This window comes from Priestia sp. SB1, from assembly GCF_038898415.1.
In genome coordinates this window covers 97187-114427 of record NZ_JBBJSS010000003.1, presented here as the reverse complement: position 1 = coordinate 114427, position 17241 = coordinate 97187, and the positions used below count along the sequence as shown (strand labels likewise).

Below are 17241 nucleotides of genomic sequence, written 5' to 3'. Positions count from 1 at the left end.
ACTATAAAAAGACAGACTTGCGAGGTGTTGACCGTGAATAAACGCTTTGTTGTGGTAGATCTTGAAACGACGGGACATTCTCCAAAACAAGGAGATAAAATGATTCAATTTGCTGCTGTCATAGTAGAAGACGGCAAAATTGTTGAACGTTTTTCTAGTTTTTTAAATCCTGGTATGGATATTCCGCCTTTTATTACACAACTAACTAACATTCAAAATGATATGGTGAAAGATGCGCCTTTATTTGAAGAAATTTCACCTAAAATTATAGAATTGCTAGATGATGCTTATTTTGTTGCACATAATGTGGCATTTGATTTAACTTTTTTACAAGAAGAACTCTATCAGTGCGGGATGGAGACGCTTTATAATTCAACCGTGGATACCGTCGAACTGGCCCGGATTCTGTTGCCTACAGTTGATGGGTACAAACTTAGTCAATTAGCTGAGTATTTACATATTGAACATGAAAACCCTCATCAAGCAGATAGTGATGCAGAAGTAACGGCACGTATTTTACTTTTACTAATTGAAAAATTAAAGAAGCTCCCTTTAACAACCTTGAAGCAGCTATACGCGCTAAGCTTACACTTTAAAAGTGAAATTGGAGAACTGATTCAACAAGTTATAGATGATAAAAGTTATGCCGAGGATGATTCTTATGAATTTATACACGGCATTGCGCTAAACAAATATCAGCCGCATTCAGCTAATGAAAAGCAGCACTCTCATACTTACGAAATATTTGAAACTGAAAAGCAAAAGCTGTTCCATCAGGCTCTGCCATTGTTTGAAGAACGAAAAGGGCAGTGGGAGATGATGAACTTTGTACAAGAGTGCTTTGCAGGCAACGAGCATGCTTTAATTGAAGCGGGGACCGGTATTGGTAAAACCTACGCTTATTTAGTTCCTGCCGTGTTTTATGCTTCTGTTCATCACCACCCAGTCATTATCTCAACTAACACGGTAACGCTTCAGCAGCAAATCATCGAAAAAGATGTGCCCATTTTAGAAAAGATTGTGCCATTTCCTGTCACAGCAGCTGTTTTAAAAGGAAGAGAACATTACATTAGTATAAGAAAATTCATTCAGCTCTTAAAAGAGCGAAATAATAATTACGATGCGATCCTCACAAAAGCGAAGCTGCTTATTTGGCTGACGGAAACGGAAACGGGCGACAGCGATGAAATAAACCTGCCTTCTGGGGGCAAACTTTTTTGGGAACAGCTAAATGAAAGCAATCCGTCTCCAAGTGACTTTAAGCATCCTTGGAAACTTTATTCTTTTTATGAACGAGCGCAGAACAGAGCGCAAAATGCCCATATAGTAGTGACAAATCATCGCTTGCTGTTGATGGATGTGATGAGTAATCATGAGCTGCTGCCTGATTATAAACAGGTTATTATTGACGAGGCTCATCACTTAGAAGACATTGCCGGAGAAGAACTAGGAGAGCGCTTAGATTATTTTGCGGTTCATGCGCTATTAAACCGAATCGGAACCATTCAAGACAAAGGGCTGTTAAAAAAAGTTCATCATACGCTTGTAAAATATAGCATCGAGCTTAACACTGAACTTCTTCAAAATCTGTTTGTGCAGCTTCATTCTGAGTGCGATGACTTATTTCGTTTGCTTCATTCTTTTGTTCAAAAAAGAACGGGCAATCAGCAGGGCGAGATTGGAAGAAGCAGCTATCGGTATAAAGTGGAAAAAGAGCATGGGCATTACTGGACGGCCATTCAAGAAGCAGCGTCGCGCATTCGTTTTTTAATTCACGATCTTTTTACATGGAATGATGGGGCAAGACATTCCTTTGACGATCTATATGACAAAAAAGCCACAAAAAATGAACAGTCGTCTCTTCATGAATTTCAAACGGCTGTTAAAGGATTTGAGCATATATCTCAGCAAATAGAAAAGCTTTTGTTCAAACAGCAGAGCAATTACGTAACGTGGTTTGAAATTGAGCCAAAAGGAGCAGCAAATGCTACGTATATCTATAGTCAGCCTACTTCCATTGCCGATACGCTGGCTGATGAATTTTTCGCTAAGAAACAAAGCGTTATTTTAACATCGGCTACATTGACGGTGAATGGAACATTTGATTATTTAATTCAAGAGCTAGGGTTATATGACTTTCAGCCTGCTCAACTCATTCTTCCTTCCGAGTTTGATTACGAGAAGCAAGCTAGAGTCTATATTCCTCAGGATATGCCTGCTGTTAACGAAGTATCATTATATGAGTATAGCGCTATGATGGCAGAAAGTATTCTTGACGTAGCCAAAGTAACAAATGGCCGTATGCTGGTGCTTTTTACTTCATATGACATGTTGAAAGCTACATATGGTTATTTGAAAGAGTTAAACGATCTTGAAGAGTTTGTCCTGCTTGGTCAAGGAGTCACAACTAGAAATCGCAATAGACTGTTAAAAGACTTCAGTCAATTTGAGCATTCCATTCTTTTGGGTACAAACAGTCTGTGGGAAGGAATTGATTTGCCAGGAGATTTATTATCATGTCTCGTAATAGTCAGACTTCCTTTTTCATCTCCAAATCAACCTCTGTTGACAGCTAAATTTGAGCAGATGAAAAAAGAAGGGAAAAGTCCCTTTATGAATTATTCACTTCCTCAAGCCGTTATCCGTTTTAAACAAGGATTTGGACGGTTGATTCGTTCAAAAAGTGACCGGGGAGCTATATTTATTTTTGATAATCGTATTACGCGAACAGCATATGGATACCATTTCCTTCACTCGCTTCCAAAAGTCCAGGTTGTTCAAAAAACGTTTTCAAATATCTTACTGGACTACAAAGAATGGTGGAATGAAAAGACTTGAGCATAGCTTAAGTCTTTTTTTATGCATACTGTTTCTTCACTTGAGAGACGATAGTAATATACTATGATAAGCAAATGAGGACAGTGTATGATTAAAATATTGCTAAGTGCTGTACTGTTTTTTAGTTTTATGACCTGTTCGGTTTCAGCAGCCGTCATTAAAAACGTAGATTTTGGTTTGCAAGCTGATGAAGTAGTGATCACCTTTCTGCCTCTTTCAGATGGAGAAGCAAGTCTGATTCAAGACGGAAGCGGTGAGGCGATTTTAGTAAATACGGGGAGTGCATCTTCCTATCCAGAGCTAAACAAGTGGCTGCAGCGATATAAAGTAAAAAAAATCAACCAATTAATAATTACGAAACAGCAAAAGTACTATGATTCAAATGTTCAGCGAGCTGTGAAGGATTATCATATAGAGCGTATTATTGTGCCGGCTCAGTACCAGGCGGAATTTCAAACAGAGAAGTGGAAAGAAAATGATTTATTTCAGTTAACGGATAATATACACGTTGATGTCTTGCATGCATCGAAGCAAAAAACAGCGGCTATGGATCTATTATTTACGATTGGAGAGCACCGAGTTCTATATGCCATGAGCGGCTCAGATGAAGTAGAGGAAAAGTTTTTACGCATTCCCCTTACTCATGTAGATATATTGAAAATTCCTAATTTTGGAGAGGGAACGTTTTTTTCGAATACATTTTTGAAGCAATTAGATATACAGCTTGCCGTTGCGTTTACGAAACCAGGGCGTTCCTATTCCCCTCGACTGCTTTCAAATTTAACAGCTGAATGGATTGAATTATATGACGTAAGAGAGGGGAGCGCTTACTCTATTAAAATGTCGCTAAAATCCTATGATGTGATGAAATTTTCTGCAAAATAAACAAATTTCCTTTTGCAAAAAGAGGTAAATTCCTTATAATATTATATATGTTTACTTATTTATTCGGTTTTTACGCAAAACGTACAGGCTGGATTGATGAGTGAAAAAGATGACGATGGTTTTTGATACCTGTTATAATACGGATATCGTCATTTTGCGTCGTGATAGACGAGCTAGGAGGTTTACAATGGAAAGCAGGATTGAAGTATTATCAACTGTCCGCGTGGAAAATTCCTCGGATTTATATAAAATTGTTGATAGTTTGAATCGCACGTTGAAAAAGCAAGATTTGATGTTCGGATTAGCGTTAGATGAAGAAGATCAAAGCAAAGCTGTATTTACAATTTATCGTACATAAGTAGGGATTTTATGAAAAAGTTAATTATTGTAGCGGTAGCTGCTGTGCTTTTAATTATCGGAGGCATTTCTTTTAGCATTTATCACTCGTCTGTGAAGGATGTTCAGTCTGCTGAGGAAAAAGCAGCATCCCAAGCAAAAAAAGAATTTAATTTGAAATCTGTCACAAGCACCCAGCCATATTTCGGCAATCATGCATTTTATGTAGTAGAAGGTACAAACCGAAGCAATCAAAAGGTAATTGCTTGGATGCCTAAAAGCAAAAAACAAACAGCTGTTTTAAAGAAAGCAAGCAGCGGGATCACAAAAGAGAAAGCCATTTCCATTGTGAAAAATGATAAAAATCCGCAGGAAATTAAGTCGGTGCGCCTAGGCATTGAAAATAAAAAGCCGCTGTGGGAAGTAACATATGTGGATAAAGATAAGAAACATTTAACATACTATTATCTTGATTTCTCTAGCGGTGAATTTATAAAACGATACAGCTTATCTCAATCATAAATCGTTTATACCATATGAAATACCATATGTGTCATAATATAAGATTTCAGCGCTTTATGAAAATGAAGCCAATTTTTTATCTATAATCAGCCTGCGGGCTGATTATAGCTTTAGTTCATAGGGGGAGATTTTAGTGAAGTTAGCAAAACGTGTATCAGCATTAACGCCATCATCAACATTAGCGATTACAGCAAAAGCGAAAGAATTGAAAGCGGCTGGTCATGATGTGATTGGACTTGGAGCAGGGGAACCTGATTTTAATACGCCGCAGCACATTTTAGAAGCGGCTGTTACGGCAATGAATGATGGTCAGACAAAATATACGCCAGCAGGCGGTCTTGCACCATTAAAAGAAGCGGTAATTGAAAAATTCAAACGCGATCAAGGCCTGACGTATTCACCTTCTGAAATTATTGTTTGTACAGGTGCTAAGCACGCACTGTATACGTTATTTCAAGTTCTGTTAGACGAAGGTGACGAAGTAATTATCCCAACTCCTTACTGGGTAAGTTATCCTGAGCAAGTAAAGTTAGCAGAAGGTACACCCGTATTCGTTGAAGGTTCTGAAAATAACGAATTTAAAATCACACCTGAACAATTAGAAGCGTCTATTACTGCTAAAACTAAAGCTGTTATTATCAATTCACCAAGCAACCCAACGGGTATGATTTACACAAGAGAAGAGCTTCAAGCTTTAGGAGAAGTTTGCTTGAAGCACGATATTTTTATCGTATCAGATGAAATTTATGAAAAGCTTGTATATGGTCAAAATGAACATGTATCGATTGCACAGCTTTCACCAGCGTTAAAAGAAAAAACAATTATCATTAACGGTGTTTCTAAGTCACATTCCATGACGGGCTGGCGCATTGGATATGCAGCTGGTGATGCTACATTTATTAAAGCAATGACAAACCTAGCGAGTCACAGCACGTCAAATCCAACATCTATTGCTCAATATGCAACAATCGCTGCTTATAACGGCACTCAGGAGCCGGTGGAAATGATGCGACAAGCTTTTGAAGAGCGTCTAAACGTGATTCATGAAAAGCTGATTAACATTCCAGGGTTCTCATGCTTAAAACCACAGGGTGCTTTCTATTTATTCCCTAATGCAATTGAAGCTGCAAAGTTAACTGGCTTTGATACAGTTGATGCATGGGTAGAAGCTATTTTAGAAGAAGAGAAGGTAGCGCTAGTGCCTGGATCAGGATTCGGTTCACCTGAAAACGTACGTCTTTCTTATGCTACATCACTAGATCTGCTAGAAAAGGCATTGGAACGAATTCAATCATTCATGACTCGTCATATGAAATAAAAAAGATTATATTTAAAAACAAAAGAGCCTTTTAGCACAAATCACACGTGTTAGAAGGCTCTTTTTGTTTGTTACTTGTTATTATGTTTGTCGAAATGTATAATAGGATGGCATACATAATTACGAAATGTAAGTTTTTTGGAGGGATATTAATCGTGAAAATTACGATTTCAGAAGCAAGCAAGCATGTAGGAAAAGAAGTAACAATTGGTGCTTGGTTAGCGAATAAACGTTCAAGTGGTAAAATTGCCTTTTTACAGCTGCGCGATGGATCAGGATTCATGCAAGGGGTAGTTGTAAAAGCTGAAGTAGAAGAAGAAACTTTTAAATTAGCTAAGTCTATGACGCAAGAATCATCACTATATGTAACAGGTGTAGTACGTGAAGATGAGCGCTCACCGTTTGGCTATGAGTTAACAGTTACAAGCCTTGAAGTTATTCATGAAGCTGTTGATTACCCAATTACGCCAAAAGAACATGGAACAGAGTTCTTAATGGATAACCGTCATTTATGGCTGCGTTCTAAACGTCAACATGCTGTTATGAAGGTTCGTAACGAAATCATTCGTGCAACGTATGAATTCTTTAACGAAAACGGGTTTACAAAAGTAGATCCTCCAATCCTAACAGGAAGTGCTCCTGAAGGAACAACAGAATTATTCCACACGAAATATTTTGACGAAGATGCATATCTTTCTCAAAGTGGACAGCTTTATATGGAAGCAGCGGCAATGGCGCTTGGAAAAGTATTTTCATTCGGTCCAACGTTCCGCGCTGAAAAATCTAAAACACGCCGTCATTTAATTGAGTTTTGGATGATTGAACCAGAGATGGCTTTCTACCAATTCGAAGATAACTTGAAAGTACAGGAAGAGTATGTGTCTCATGTCGTACAGTCTGTTTTAACAAACTGTAAGTTAGAGTTAAATGTACTAGGCCGTGATACATCTAAGTTAGAACAAATTAAAGCGCCATTCCCTCGTATTTCGTACGATGAGGCTCTTAAATTCTTACATGAAAAAGGATTTACAGACATTCAGTGGGGAGATGACTTTGGAGCACCGCATGAAACGGCTATCGCAGAAAGCTATGACAAGCCGGTATTCATTACACACTATCCAACGTCATTAAAACCATTTTATATGCAGCCAGATCCAACAAATGAAGACGTAGTATTATGTGCAGACTTAATCGCACCAGAAGGCTACGGAGAAATCATTGGAGGCTCTGAACGTATTCATGATCAAGAGCTTTTAGCTCAGCGTGTAGAAGAGCACAAATTAGATACAGAAACATACAAGTGGTATTTAGAGCTTCGTAAGTATGGCTCAGTTCCACATTCAGGATTTGGTTTAGGCCTTGAGCGTACAGTAGCATGGATTAGCGGCGTAGAACACGTTCGTGAAACGATTCCATTCCCACGCTTATTAAACCGTTTATACCCGTAAGGAAGTGAAAAAGTATTCTGACTCCTGTAGTCAGGATACTTTTTTAGCTTTTTTTTATGAATCATAAAAAGAAAAGAAAAACGAGGTTTTTACTTATATCACAAGGAAACAACGGCAAACATAGAAGAGAGTCTAACTTAAAAGGGAGTTGCAATTCTCGAAAAAATAAGTTAGTGTAATATTCTTGGAAGGAAGTCATCGTTCGTATATATTTTATATGTGCAGAGCAATGGTACGGTTTCAGCGGAAAGTTTTACATAGAAGCTTTTTTAGCTTCGAATAATTATTACTTTGACTATAAACTTCATGATATACTAACTACTGAGGTGTTCGGATATGAAAAAAGAAACGTTAATTGAATGGTTTGAACAAGGCACAGTTTCAATTCCGAAGCTGCTGTTTAATCACTATAGCGATTTGGGAATGAACGAAACGGAATTCATGACGTTAATGCATATTTATGTTTCCATTGAAGGCGGTGAAGGTTTCCCGACACCTAACGAATTGGCGGCAAAAATGAGTATTTCAAGTGCTGTGTGTATGGATACGCTGCGAGCATTAATTCAGCGCGGCTTTTTATCTATTGAGCAAGATCAACAGCAAAACGCCCTTATTTGTGAACGTTATTCATTAAAACCGCTTTGGGAAAAGCTTATTCATCATATGATGCAAGAAACAAGAGAAGTAGAAAAAAGCGAAGAAGAACAAGAAGAGCTTAATTTATATACAATGTTTGAAAAAGAATTTGGCAGAGCATTGTCTCCGTTTGAATGCGAAACGCTAGCGATGTGGATTGATCAAGATCATCATGACCCCATTATTATTAAAGCGGCACTAAGAGAGTCGGTGATGTCTGGAAAATTAAACTTCCGGTATATTGATCGTATTTTATTCGAATGGAAGAAAAATGGCATTCAGACCATTGATCAAGCCCGCAAGCATAGCCAAAAATTTCGTCAAAATCAACAGCCCAAAAAACTATCTTCTGTTAACCCTTCTCAGTCTACATCAGCCATTCCTTTTTTTAACTGGCTAGAGCAATGACAGGATAAAAAGCTGCTTCAAGATCCAAGTAATTGAATCTTGAAGCAGCTTTTTTAAAAGAATGTGGACAAAAGTAGCATTTGACAAGAACCCTATTGTAAAATAGGGGGGAACTACCTGTAAGAAGAAGGAGAACTAGTATGTTAACGTTAAAACAAATCAGACAGTGCCTAGATGCTATGGCAGAAATGTTTCCTGACGCTCACTGTGAGTTAAATCATCGGAATCCCTTTGATTTAGTCATTGCTGTGGCGCTATCTGCTCAGTGCACAGATGCTTTAGTCAACCGCGTAACAGCGGATTTATTCAAGAAATATCAAACGCCTGAAGACTATTTAGCCGTTTCGTTGGAAGAGCTGCAGCAAGATATTAGATCAATCGGCTTATATAGAAATAAAGCTAAAAACATTCAAAAGCTCTGCCGTATGCTCATTGATGAATACGGAGGAGAAGTTCCGAAAGATCGTGATGAGCTGACCAATCTTCCAGGAGTAGGGCGTAAGACGGCTAATGTTGTTGTATCCGTAGCTTTTGGAGTACCGTCAATAGCAGTAGACACGCATGTAGAACGTGTAAGTAAACGCCTTGGGATTTGCAGGTGGAAAGATTCCGTTTTGGAAGTAGAAAAAACGCTGATGAGAAAAATTCCGAAAGATGAATGGTCCGTTACGCATCATCGACTTATCTTCTTTGGACGCTATCACTGTAAAGCACAGTCTCCTCAATGTCATGTCTGCCCGCTTCTTGATCTTTGCCGAGAAGGAAAGAAACGAATGAAAGGAAAAGAGAAGAAGACAGATGTTACCGATTGAAGTGCCGTCACATTTCATATGCGAACCATTTTATTCAAAAGAAGATCGGGTTCTTGAATTAGATACAAAAAATGGAATAAATTATTTTGCTTATGATATTTTATACGATGTACATAAAGAAACGAAAACACCTTGGAGGGATGTTCAAAAGAACATACGGCCATTTTTTGAAAAGTGGGAAACTCAAAGGGAAGAACTGCATACGCTTTTTTCTCAGCGAAAAGCAAAAGAAGCAGCGCCTTGTATGAAACAAGCTGCTGCTATGTATATTAGTTTACTGTTTTGGATTAATGGACAGCCCGTTCGGCGTTTAAATCGGCTGCAAGAAGACATAGCGGACCTAACCTATAAGCCTATTAACTGTGCTGAGAGACTTATGTTTTTGCTGCAGCGAGTTTCTTCTTATCAAGCGTATATTCAGCTGACAGAATTATTTAATGAGCTGCGTAAGCAGTATGCAAAAATGCTTATTCTTCACAAGAAATAAAGCCCCTACACGTGTAGGGGCTTTTTACTGCTGCGTTAATTTTCAGTTGTTGGCTCTTGCTGCGGTGTAGCAGGTGTTGACGGCGTTGATGGTGTAGCAGGAGTTTGTGGTGTTTGACTTCCTGAGTCACTTCCACCGTTGTCTGCTGGAGGAGTTGTTGCGCCTCCGTTATTATTGTTGTTGTTGCTGCTATTACCATCGTTAGCATTGCCGCTATCGTTATTGTTATTGTTATTATCGGTATTGCCGCTATTGCTACCGCTGCTATTGCTGCCATTATTGCTGTTTTGGTTATCATCCGGCTGAGTAGATGAATCGTCACCTTGATCAGAGCCGTTGTTTTGATCAGTGCTGCTATTATCTTCATTTTGATTATCGTCCGTTGTTCCGTCATCTTCAGGCTTAGTAGAATCATCTTCGGTAGCTTGATCTGATGAATCAGGGACTTTTACAGAAGAACTAGCGCTTTGGCCCGTATTTGTTGTTACGGTGAAACTATACGTTGCGCCTGGTGCTGGGTTGGAAATTGTTTTTCCACCGGCTCCTGCGCCAGATGCGAGTTGTTCAGAACCGTTAGGAGATGACATTGTGACTGTAAAGGTTGTATCACTGGCTGCGTTTGACGCTGACCAGTTAACTGAAATTGCTCCTCCGCTATACGAAGCAGTAATTTTTGGCTTCACATCTTTATTGTCTTTTTTCTCTTTTTTGTCCTCTTTTTTATCTTCTTTCTTTTCTTCTTTTTCTTTTTTCACAAACGTTTGAGATACTTTGGTCGGTGCAGTACCGCGCACAAAGTATTCTTTCGTAATTAAGCTCGAAGGAGTAGAGCCGCTTGGGCGTTTTAAGTCTTTGCCCGTTGGTTTTTCCACGGAACGTTCAACTACGCTGTCCGGCTGCTTGAAACTTCCTTTAGGTTTGCCTTCAGAAATATGAGTAATAACATGCTTAAAGATATTTTTTGCCATGCCTGTTTCATTAGGACTTAAAATATAGCCGTCTTTAGCAGTTTCATAGCCTGTCCATACGGAAATCGTATAGTTTGGCGTAAATCCATTAAACCAAACGTCTTTTTCACCAGCGTCTGGAATATTGTATCGTTGCTTTTCTGCAGCACTAAAGTTCGAAGTTCCCGTTTTACCCGCAATTTCTAATCCTGGTGTACGAACAGCACGAGCTGTACCATATGATTCGTTTACAACAGATTTCATCATGTCCGTCATCATAAATGCCGTGTAATCTTGCATTGCGCGTTTTGGTTTTGGCGTTAAATCAATTTCTGTTCCATCAGGGAATTTTACCTTTGTCACAGTATGCGGTGCATTGTACATACCTTCATTTGCAAAAGCACTATAGGCTCCAGCCATTTGCAGAGGTGTAACACCTGTACGGAAGCCTCCGATAGAATAAGATTCAGAATAAGCTTCGCCGTCTTCTTCATCTAATTTTAGCCCAAGGCCTGTAGCGAACTCTTTTGCTTTGTCCGCACCGGTTGCTTGGAACGCTTTTAAAGCAGGGATGTTCAGTGAACGTCCTAAAGCTTCACGCGCTGAAACCCAACCTTTATAGTTGCGTCCAAAATTTCGGATTGGCGTGCCGTTTGAATAATGATATTCTTCATCTTTTAGCGGTTGTCCAGTAGACCACTTTAAGTTCTCAATCGCTGGACCGTAATCTAAGATCGGCTTAATTGTTGAGCCGGGCTGGCGTCTCATATTTGTTGCAAAGTTCAAGCCGCCTGACACGCGGTTACGTCCGCCTCCAATTGCTTGAATACCGCCTGTTTCATTATCTACAACGACAAGACCTGCTTGGAATTTATCGTTCGGGAAGTTGACTACTTTGTTATTCATCACATCATCTACATAGTCCTGAGCATTCGTGTCAAGCGTTGTATAAATTTCTAAGCCCGCAGAAAATGGATCCGCGTCTGTTTTCTTTTTTACTTCCTCGATTACTTGATCAATAAATACATCGTACTTAGATGTTGATTCAGTTTGTTTAGCTAAGTGAGCCTGTACATCTACTTGTTTTGCTTTGTCGGCCTCGGCTTGTGTAATGAAGCCGTTTTTAGCCATTAAGTTTAATACTGTGTTACGGCGTTTAGTAGCATTCTCTGGGTTTGTAACTGGGTTATAAGTAGTTGGCGCTTTTGGTAAGCCTGCCAACATAGCAGCTTCATCAAGAGTTAAATCTTTTACGCTTTTAACTCCGTAAAATTTCTCAGCTGCTCGTTCAATACCGTATACTTCACCTGATGCGAAATATATTTTGTTTAAATACATTTCAAGAATTTGTTGCTTCGAATATTTGCGCTCAAGCTGGTAAGCTAACCACATTTCTTGTACTTTACGTTTAACCGTCTTCTTTGGTGATAAGAACGAATTCTTTACCACTTGCTGAGTAATCGTACTACCGCCCTCAGCACCGAAGCCGTTTTTAAAGTTCGCCATTAATGCTCCGCCAATACGGTAAAAGTCGACGCCGTGATGTTTATAAAAACGAACGTCTTCCGTAGCGATAAATGCATTTTTGACGACTTGAGGGATTTCATCGTATTGCACATATGTACGTTTTTGAGCTCCAATTTCTTTTACAACTGTTTTTCCATCGTTTGCATATACTTTAGATGAAAAAGAGTTTTTTAATACCGAGTCATCAACTTTTGGAGCATCGCTTATCATAGCAAAAAAAGTTCCCACTCCGGCAATGAGCCCGATGATTCCTATCAGTAAAACTGCGGCAACAATTTTACGAAATAGGCCTCCTTTTTTCTTCTTTTTCGGTTTTCCTTGAGATTTACCTTCTGGTTTGTTGTCATTCATAGCTCTTCGTCGTTCTTCACGAGAGCGATAATTATCTGACATAAAAACTCCTACCTTTCAACGCATTGTAAGAGAATGATTTCCGTAAACATATATATCATACTCTTAAAAGTATAATTTATCTATAGTTTTTATGTAATCGATTCTCGGATGGTAACCAAGTTCGATGAAATGCCCTTTTTTTTCAATATCTGCCTTAGGGATTGATTTTCGTCCATCTTTTTTCATGGCATCCCAATAAGGAAAAAGGAACTGTGCTTCGAACAAGTATATTTCTTGTAAAGTAGAGAACATTAATATAACGAAACAAACCCCGTTTTGTTTCACAATTTGCTTCATATGTTCAATTTGATGTTCATGAAAATTACGCAGAGGAAATGAGGTTTTATTTCTCGTTTCTTTTGCTTCAAAGTCAAGGTGTTTTCCTTTATAGATTCCATTATAGTCTGTAGTAGAAGCCTGCTTAAAATAAGCTTCTTTGATAACAGCGGCACTTCTCTTCGGATAGTCTACTTTTACAATTTGAACAGGGGTTGGTTTTTTGTGAACAATGGCTATTCCTTTTGAAACATAGTATTCGTTTGTTTCGTTTAAATCGTCCTCCAGCGTCATACCACGATTGCTATAGCTAGCTTCTAGCTTTTTAGGGGAAGGACTGCTGGTATTCAATGGCTTATAGGCCTTTCCGTTAGGATAGCGAATCATAACCATCACTCCTTTAGTGTAAATCTATTAAACAAACAAATTCTATTATACCAAATCCTACAAATAAAAATAGATGAAAGAAGATGAAGAGATGTCACTCAATAGTTCGGAACAAGCGCTGTTGACGGCGATTAAAAAAACAACAGACAAGCTGAATATTGATAATATATCAAGAACCCAAGCTTATGCAACTTTTTATCATAGATATCCTGAAGTAAAGTGGGCATTTCTCGCAAGTATGGTATCGCGCAACGCAGGGTGGAATATGTGTGATTTGCAAGGAGAACCAATGAAAAAAGCGTTATCAAAGCAAACGCGCGATTTATTATTTTTGACGTATGAAAGAGCAAATTGGCTTATTTTTAAAGATGCCTTCCCGCAATTACTATTGTATGCTGTTTCGCGTAAAAAACATGTCTCTTACGTTCATTTACTTCCCTATTTAAATGTTTCATCTTTTATCGAAGAAAAGTGGAGGCAATTTATGCAGAAACCTTCTGAACTGCAGCTTATTCATGCGTTAATTGTAAATGAGCAGCACGTTATTCAAAAGCCCGTTATTGAACAGCCTTTTTATCAAGACAGAGTATTTAAAAGTGCGCTGTTTTTTTTTCAAGATATATTCCACTTTAGTTCCGTCCTTTTTCCTACTACAAAAGGGGAGCTATACGGTTGTTCTGTTCATGATTTTACAAAAGTAAATAATCGGATTGATTTGGGGAAGAAATTAGGGGCTTTATTATTTCATGAAAAGTATTATCCCTTGTTTTATGAATTTTCTTTGAAAACAAAGCATACGGGTTCGAGACACGATTATGAGCAGTATTTTGTGGATGAAACCAGTTGCTGTACACCTGCACTTCGAAAGGTGTATCCGGCTATTAGCCATCATGAAAAAAAGAGAGAAAAGTGGTTTTTAACAAAAAAAGAGGAACACAAGCTGATGAAAAAGCCGCCTTTTCCAAAGAAAGTTCATTTTACAAAGTGGTATCTTCAAAAGCAAAAGCAGCTGCATATATTAATGAAAGTAGCGCAAGTAGTTAATGTAAATAAAAACGGCCACAAGTGACCGTTTTGTTCTTAAGTAGAAGGCTGGTTAGGACCGTTTAACTTTTTAGGATCACCGTAGGTTTTTGTTTCAGGCTTATTTTTAGGCTGTGATTTTTGCTGTTTGTTGGCCATATCTAGGCACCTCCTATCATGTTGTAATGAACGTTCAGCAGCAGAATGTATCCACTTAGCTGAAATGTCTATACTAGTGTTTTCAATATGTTCTCTTTCGATTCACCCTAAATGAAAATGTCGAAAACATCTTTCTTTGACGAATAGAAACTAGTTTTGTCATGTGTGAAGGGACATTGAATAAAAAAGAGAATACGTTATGCAAAGGAAAATTTGGAGGGATGGCGATGAAACAAAGTATGGTTAAAACAAGCGAAATGATGACTTTATTAGATAGCTTACTAGAGCAAGTAGATCTAGTGGATAAAACGATGTCTACATCTATAAATGAAGCATTTACACATTGTGAAGAAACATATATGGAACAAGTTCATCGCATTGACCAATCACTGCAAGAAATTGAAGTAGCTGTGTATGAAAGCATGCCTTCCGAAACAGAATGGAGTAGAAGCCGAAGAGAAATGGTTCTTCATACAGTATAAAGATTGTTTATGTTACAATAGTCATCGTAGAGGTGACGAATAACGATGAATGAAGATGTGAAAAAAAGTACGGAAATCATGTTTCAATATAATGAAGTAGCTGTAGAACGATTAGCGTCTATTCAACAGGAAGAAAATTATGAAGTTAAATTTTTTGAAGAAGTAAAACCTTATGGAGATATTTTCTTCAAAGAACTTGATGAATGGGCTAGTCTCGTAACGGAATGGCTGAAGAAAGAGCGACCAAAATATATTCATGTTAATCAAGTGGAGACGTTAAAAGAAAATTTACAAAACGTTGTACTACAGTCATTTTATCCAGAGACGCGAGAAAAGCGATTTAAAAAGATGTATCACTCAAATAAGTATGTGCTCGAGTCGATATTGAATAATTAATCCCGGCCTTCCGTTAAGATCTACAAGGTGGGGATTTTCTATGTATGAAATGGTAACAAAAGTATATTACTCGAATTTAAAAACGAACTATCGATCATTTTTTTGATTCGTAGTTCGTTTTTTTTGATTATTAGCATAGGCTTCATCTGTTTCGTTCCTTCGAGTAGTTGATTTGAGGGCAAGGCAAAGACTCCTGCGGGAAAAGTGGAACAGATGAGACCCCGCAGAAGCGCAAGCGACGAGGAGGCTCATCGACCGCCCGCGGAAAGCGAAGCCTTGCATGGAGATCAACTGCGGTGTCATAAGCGATTCAGCTCATGTATCCCATTTGTTCGTTTCTAGATTGGATTCATTTTTGTTATGTCCCAGCCTCTTTTTATCATGATCAATAAAAAGTTAATCAAAATCTTTTTGAGATTGGATAGAAACAGCTGGGTGATCTTGTGAAGCGACTGTATCGATATGATAATCAACTTTTTCGGTATGTTTAGAAGCAACGGCGTTATTTGTTTTATTTACTGCACTTTGTCCCTGTTTTTTGTGATCAAAATGTTTTCCACGACTCATGAGATAGACCTCCTTTATTGAATACTACGTTAAAGCTTTTATAGTATAAACAAGTCAAAAAAGAAGTATGTGTCCACTTTAAAGGAAACAAAGAAACCACCGATTTCTCGGTGGTAGTAAAAAAAATTAATCGTCTTGTGCACTAAAATCGGGCTTAGTAGCTCCAATTTGTTCGAGTTCACGTACAGCGGCTTTGTAATTCATAGGAGTTAAAAAACCTTTTAAATACTGCTGCTGAGCAAAATCGAGTAATTCATTACTTGACTGCGGCTCATACTGTTTCACCGCTATAAAAGCTTCTTGAAGTTCGTTCACATACATGTAAATTCCCTCCTAATCCCCATTTGTGCCACTACGTATCGTAGTATCACTTGTTCTTATCGTACCATATATTTGAATAATCTCGTTTTTTTGAAAAATTTAAACTTTCGACAGAAACCTACATATTTTTGAATACGTTCTCCAAAAGTACAAGTAGACGAACGTCACCTCTTATTTCTGCATACATACTATATATTATGTAATATTAAAAAGGAGGTATTGATTTTGCATGTATACAAGTAAGCACTATCCGTATTATGAGCAACATCAACCAGAACGTTTTGATTTAAGTCAGGTACATCCATTTCCACAGTATCACCAGCAGCCATGGACGGAAGCTTATATGCCGCAACATCCTTACGCTCAGCAACAAATGCCTTTTGGCCCTCAGCAAATTCCCTATATGAACGGAATGTACCAGCAGCCCATGTACAATAATGCAGGTGCGCCTTTTAATCCATACCCTAAAGCTCAGCAGCAAAAGCCTCAGCCATCTCAATTTCAGTCATTAATGTCTCAGTTTAAATCGAGTGATGGCAATTACGATATGAACAAGATGATGAATACTGCCGGGCAGATGATGGGAGCTATGAACCAATTAACATCCTTAGTAAAAGGATTTTCCGGGATTTTCAAAGTATAAGGACTAGAAGGTGTTTTCTAGTCCCTGCTTACTATTTTTTCTTTTGATTTTTCAAATAGGTTTCTCCAAGAAGTGCAAATACTTCATTGTAAGTTAGTCCAGACTGCGCATTTAAACGTTTGATTTCTTCGACATCTGTGGTTGATGAAGTTAAAATTCGATGCTTATTTTTTTTCATAAAAGCTCTCCTTTTCTATTTCTATGTAAAATGAATAACGCTCCATCTTAGTATATTTCCAAATGTGCACCTTCTATAAGTGGAAAAAAACGCCGAAGACATTCGTAGTTCTTCGGCGTTTTTTTGCAATAAAGATGAGTGTTTAGAGAAATTAAGAGCGGCGAGTAGAACGACGAGAGCGGCGAGTAGAACGACGAGAGCGGCGAGTAGAACGACGAGAGCGGCGAGTAGAACGACGAGAGCGGCGAGTAG

19 protein-coding genes are annotated in these 17241 nt (G+C 38.3%); 13 read left to right on the top strand and 6 right to left on the bottom strand.

The features are described 5' to 3' along the window. The first annotated feature begins 33 nt into the window (after nt 1-33). The 9 genes from dinG (at nt 34) to WKH56_RS11150 (ending at nt 9690) form a co-directional block, all read left to right on the top strand. Nucleotides 34-2838: an ATP-dependent DNA helicase DinG gene (gene dinG / locus WKH56_RS11190; RefSeq protein WP_342835644.1), complete on the top strand. Its 2805-nt coding sequence runs from the start codon at nt 34-36 to the stop codon at nt 2836-2838. Nucleotides 2839-2925: 87 nt separating this feature from the next. Beyond that, nucleotides 2926-3723 (top strand): ComEC/Rec2 family competence protein, encoded by a 798-nt coding sequence (locus WKH56_RS11185; RefSeq protein WP_047751376.1) that lies wholly within the window; start codon nt 2926-2928, stop codon nt 3721-3723. Between the two features lie 187 nt (nt 3724-3910). Continuing rightward, entirely contained in the window at nt 3911-4081 is a 171-nt protein-coding gene (locus WKH56_RS11180; protein ID WP_013056102.1) for a YpmA family protein, read from the top strand. Between the two features lie 11 nt (nt 4082-4092). Next, entirely contained in the window at nt 4093-4581 is a 489-nt protein-coding gene (locus WKH56_RS11175) for a cell wall elongation regulator TseB-like domain-containing protein (protein ID WP_013056103.1), read from the top strand. 133 nt (nt 4582-4714) lie between these two features. Next, nucleotides 4715-5899 carry a pyridoxal phosphate-dependent aminotransferase gene (locus tag WKH56_RS11170; protein WP_063247544.1) on the top strand — a complete coding sequence of 395 codons (1185 nt, stop codon included), beginning with the start codon at nt 4715-4717 and terminating at the stop codon, nt 5897-5899. Between the two features lie 155 nt (nt 5900-6054). Then, nucleotides 6055-7347 carry an asparagine--tRNA ligase gene (gene asnS, locus WKH56_RS11165; RefSeq protein ID WP_045293839.1) on the top strand — a complete coding sequence of 431 codons (1293 nt, stop codon included), beginning with the start codon at nt 6055-6057 and terminating at the stop codon, nt 7345-7347. 336 nt (nt 7348-7683) lie between these two features. Beyond that, nucleotides 7684-8391 carry a DnaD domain-containing protein gene (locus WKH56_RS11160; protein WP_016763459.1) on the top strand — a complete coding sequence of 236 codons (708 nt, stop codon included), beginning with the start codon at nt 7684-7686 and terminating at the stop codon, nt 8389-8391. Nucleotides 8392-8531: 140 nt separating this feature from the next. Continuing rightward, nucleotides 8532-9203 (top strand): endonuclease III, encoded by a 672-nt coding sequence (nth, locus tag WKH56_RS11155; RefSeq protein ID WP_028414079.1) that lies wholly within the window; start codon nt 8532-8534, stop codon nt 9201-9203. Then, nucleotides 9190-9690 (top strand): YpoC family protein, encoded by a 501-nt coding sequence (locus WKH56_RS11150; protein ID WP_048020002.1) that lies wholly within the window; start codon nt 9190-9192, stop codon nt 9688-9690. Before nth ends, WKH56_RS11150 begins: the two co-directional genes overlap by 14 nt. Before the next feature lie 35 nt (nt 9691-9725). Here WKH56_RS11150 and WKH56_RS11145 read toward each other — a convergent pair whose 3' ends face one another. Both WKH56_RS11145 and recU read right to left on the bottom strand, forming a co-directional pair. Then, the gene (locus WKH56_RS11145) at nt 9726-12557 is read right to left on the bottom strand and encodes a PBP1A family penicillin-binding protein (protein ID WP_048020001.1); all 2832 of its coding nucleotides are present in this window, start codon (nt 12555-12557) and stop codon (nt 9726-9728) included. Between the two features lie 63 nt (nt 12558-12620). Further along, on the bottom strand, nt 12621-13220 hold the full coding sequence (recU, locus tag WKH56_RS11140) for a Holliday junction resolvase RecU (RefSeq protein WP_034266860.1): 600 nt from the start codon (nt 13218-13220) through the stop codon (nt 12621-12623). A 73-nt stretch (nt 13221-13293) separates the two neighbouring features. Between recU and WKH56_RS11135 the strand changes: the two genes are divergently transcribed. Then, on the top strand, nt 13294-14289 hold the full coding sequence (locus tag WKH56_RS11135) for a DUF2515 family protein (protein ID WP_048020000.1): 996 nt from the start codon (nt 13294-13296) through the stop codon (nt 14287-14289). Between the two features lie 11 nt (nt 14290-14300). Here the strand turns inward: WKH56_RS11135 and WKH56_RS35140 are convergent, their stop codons facing one another. After that, nucleotides 14301-14402 carry a hypothetical protein gene (locus WKH56_RS35140; RefSeq protein ID WP_016763465.1) on the bottom strand — a complete coding sequence of 34 codons (102 nt, stop codon included), beginning with the start codon at nt 14400-14402 and terminating at the stop codon, nt 14301-14303. A gap of 227 nt (nt 14403-14629) precedes the next feature. Between WKH56_RS35140 and WKH56_RS11130 the strand changes: the two genes are divergently transcribed. Together WKH56_RS11130 and WKH56_RS11125 are read left to right on the top strand one after the other, a co-directional pair. Next, nucleotides 14630-14884, top strand: a complete 255-nt coding sequence (locus WKH56_RS11130; RefSeq protein WP_029325131.1) for a hypothetical protein — start codon at nt 14630-14632, stop codon at nt 14882-14884. 45 nt (nt 14885-14929) lie between these two features. Then, nucleotides 14930-15280 carry a YppE family protein gene (locus WKH56_RS11125; RefSeq protein WP_013056113.1) on the top strand — a complete coding sequence of 117 codons (351 nt, stop codon included), beginning with the start codon at nt 14930-14932 and terminating at the stop codon, nt 15278-15280. Between the two features lie 396 nt (nt 15281-15676). Here WKH56_RS11125 and WKH56_RS11120 read toward each other — a convergent pair whose 3' ends face one another. Next, nucleotides 15677-15847: a hypothetical protein gene (locus WKH56_RS11120; protein ID WP_165573332.1), complete on the bottom strand. Its 171-nt coding sequence runs from the start codon at nt 15845-15847 to the stop codon at nt 15677-15679. A 126-nt stretch (nt 15848-15973) separates the two neighbouring features. Then, complete coding sequence (locus WKH56_RS11115) at nt 15974-16168, bottom strand: YppF family protein (protein WP_013056115.1); 195 nt, start codon at nt 16166-16168, stop codon at nt 15974-15976. Between the two features lie 229 nt (nt 16169-16397). On the opposite strand from WKH56_RS11115, the gene WKH56_RS11110 reads away from it, so the two are divergent. Further along, nucleotides 16398-16811: a YppG family protein gene (locus WKH56_RS11110; protein ID WP_013056116.1), complete on the top strand. Its 414-nt coding sequence runs from the start codon at nt 16398-16400 to the stop codon at nt 16809-16811. Between the two features lie 31 nt (nt 16812-16842). On the opposite strand, the gene WKH56_RS11105 is transcribed toward WKH56_RS11110, so the two are convergent. Next, nucleotides 16843-16989, bottom strand: a complete 147-nt coding sequence (locus tag WKH56_RS11105; protein ID WP_168760479.1) for a hypothetical protein — start codon at nt 16987-16989, stop codon at nt 16843-16845. Nucleotides 16990-17241: the final 252 nt, after the last annotated feature.

Bases quoted from the DNA above. Each gene is read 5' to 3' on its own strand.
- recU (WP_034266860.1), bottom strand. From the start codon at position 13,220: ATGATTCGCTATCCTAACGGAAAGGCCTATAAGCCATTGAATACCAGC.
- WKH56_RS11175 (WP_013056103.1), top strand. From the start codon at position 4,093: ATGAAAAAGTTAATTATTGTAGCGGTAGCTGCTGTGCTTTTAATTATC.
- WKH56_RS11105 (WP_168760479.1), bottom strand. From the start codon at position 16,989: ATGAAAAAAAATAAGCATCGAATTTTAACTTCATCAACCACAGATGTC.
- WKH56_RS11130 (WP_029325131.1), top strand. From the start codon at position 14,630: ATGAAACAAAGTATGGTTAAAACAAGCGAAATGATGACTTTATTAGAT.
- WKH56_RS11110 (WP_013056116.1), top strand. From the start codon at position 16,398: ATGTATACAAGTAAGCACTATCCGTATTATGAGCAACATCAACCAGAA.
- WKH56_RS11125 (WP_013056113.1), top strand. From the start codon at position 14,930: ATGAATGAAGATGTGAAAAAAAGTACGGAAATCATGTTTCAATATAAT.
- WKH56_RS11160 (WP_016763459.1), top strand. From the start codon at position 7,684: ATGAAAAAAGAAACGTTAATTGAATGGTTTGAACAAGGCACAGTTTCA.
- WKH56_RS11145 (WP_048020001.1), bottom strand. From the start codon at position 12,557: ATGTCAGATAATTATCGCTCTCGTGAAGAACGACGAAGAGCTATGAAT.
- WKH56_RS11180 (WP_013056102.1), top strand. From the start codon at position 3,911: ATGGAAAGCAGGATTGAAGTATTATCAACTGTCCGCGTGGAAAATTCC.
- nth (WP_028414079.1), top strand. From the start codon at position 8,532: ATGTTAACGTTAAAACAAATCAGACAGTGCCTAGATGCTATGGCAGAA.
- WKH56_RS11115 (WP_013056115.1), bottom strand. From the start codon at position 16,168: ATGTATGTGAACGAACTTCAAGAAGCTTTTATAGCGGTGAAACAGTAT.
- WKH56_RS35140 (WP_016763465.1), bottom strand. From the start codon at position 14,402: ATGGCCAACAAACAGCAAAAATCACAGCCTAAAAATAAGCCTGAAACA.
- WKH56_RS11185 (WP_047751376.1), top strand. From the start codon at position 2,926: ATGATTAAAATATTGCTAAGTGCTGTACTGTTTTTTAGTTTTATGACC.
- WKH56_RS11150 (WP_048020002.1), top strand. From the start codon at position 9,190: ATGTTACCGATTGAAGTGCCGTCACATTTCATATGCGAACCATTTTAT.
- WKH56_RS11120 (WP_165573332.1), bottom strand. From the start codon at position 15,847: ATGAGTCGTGGAAAACATTTTGATCACAAAAAACAGGGACAAAGTGCA.
- WKH56_RS11135 (WP_048020000.1), top strand. From the start codon at position 13,294: ATGAAAGAAGATGAAGAGATGTCACTCAATAGTTCGGAACAAGCGCTG.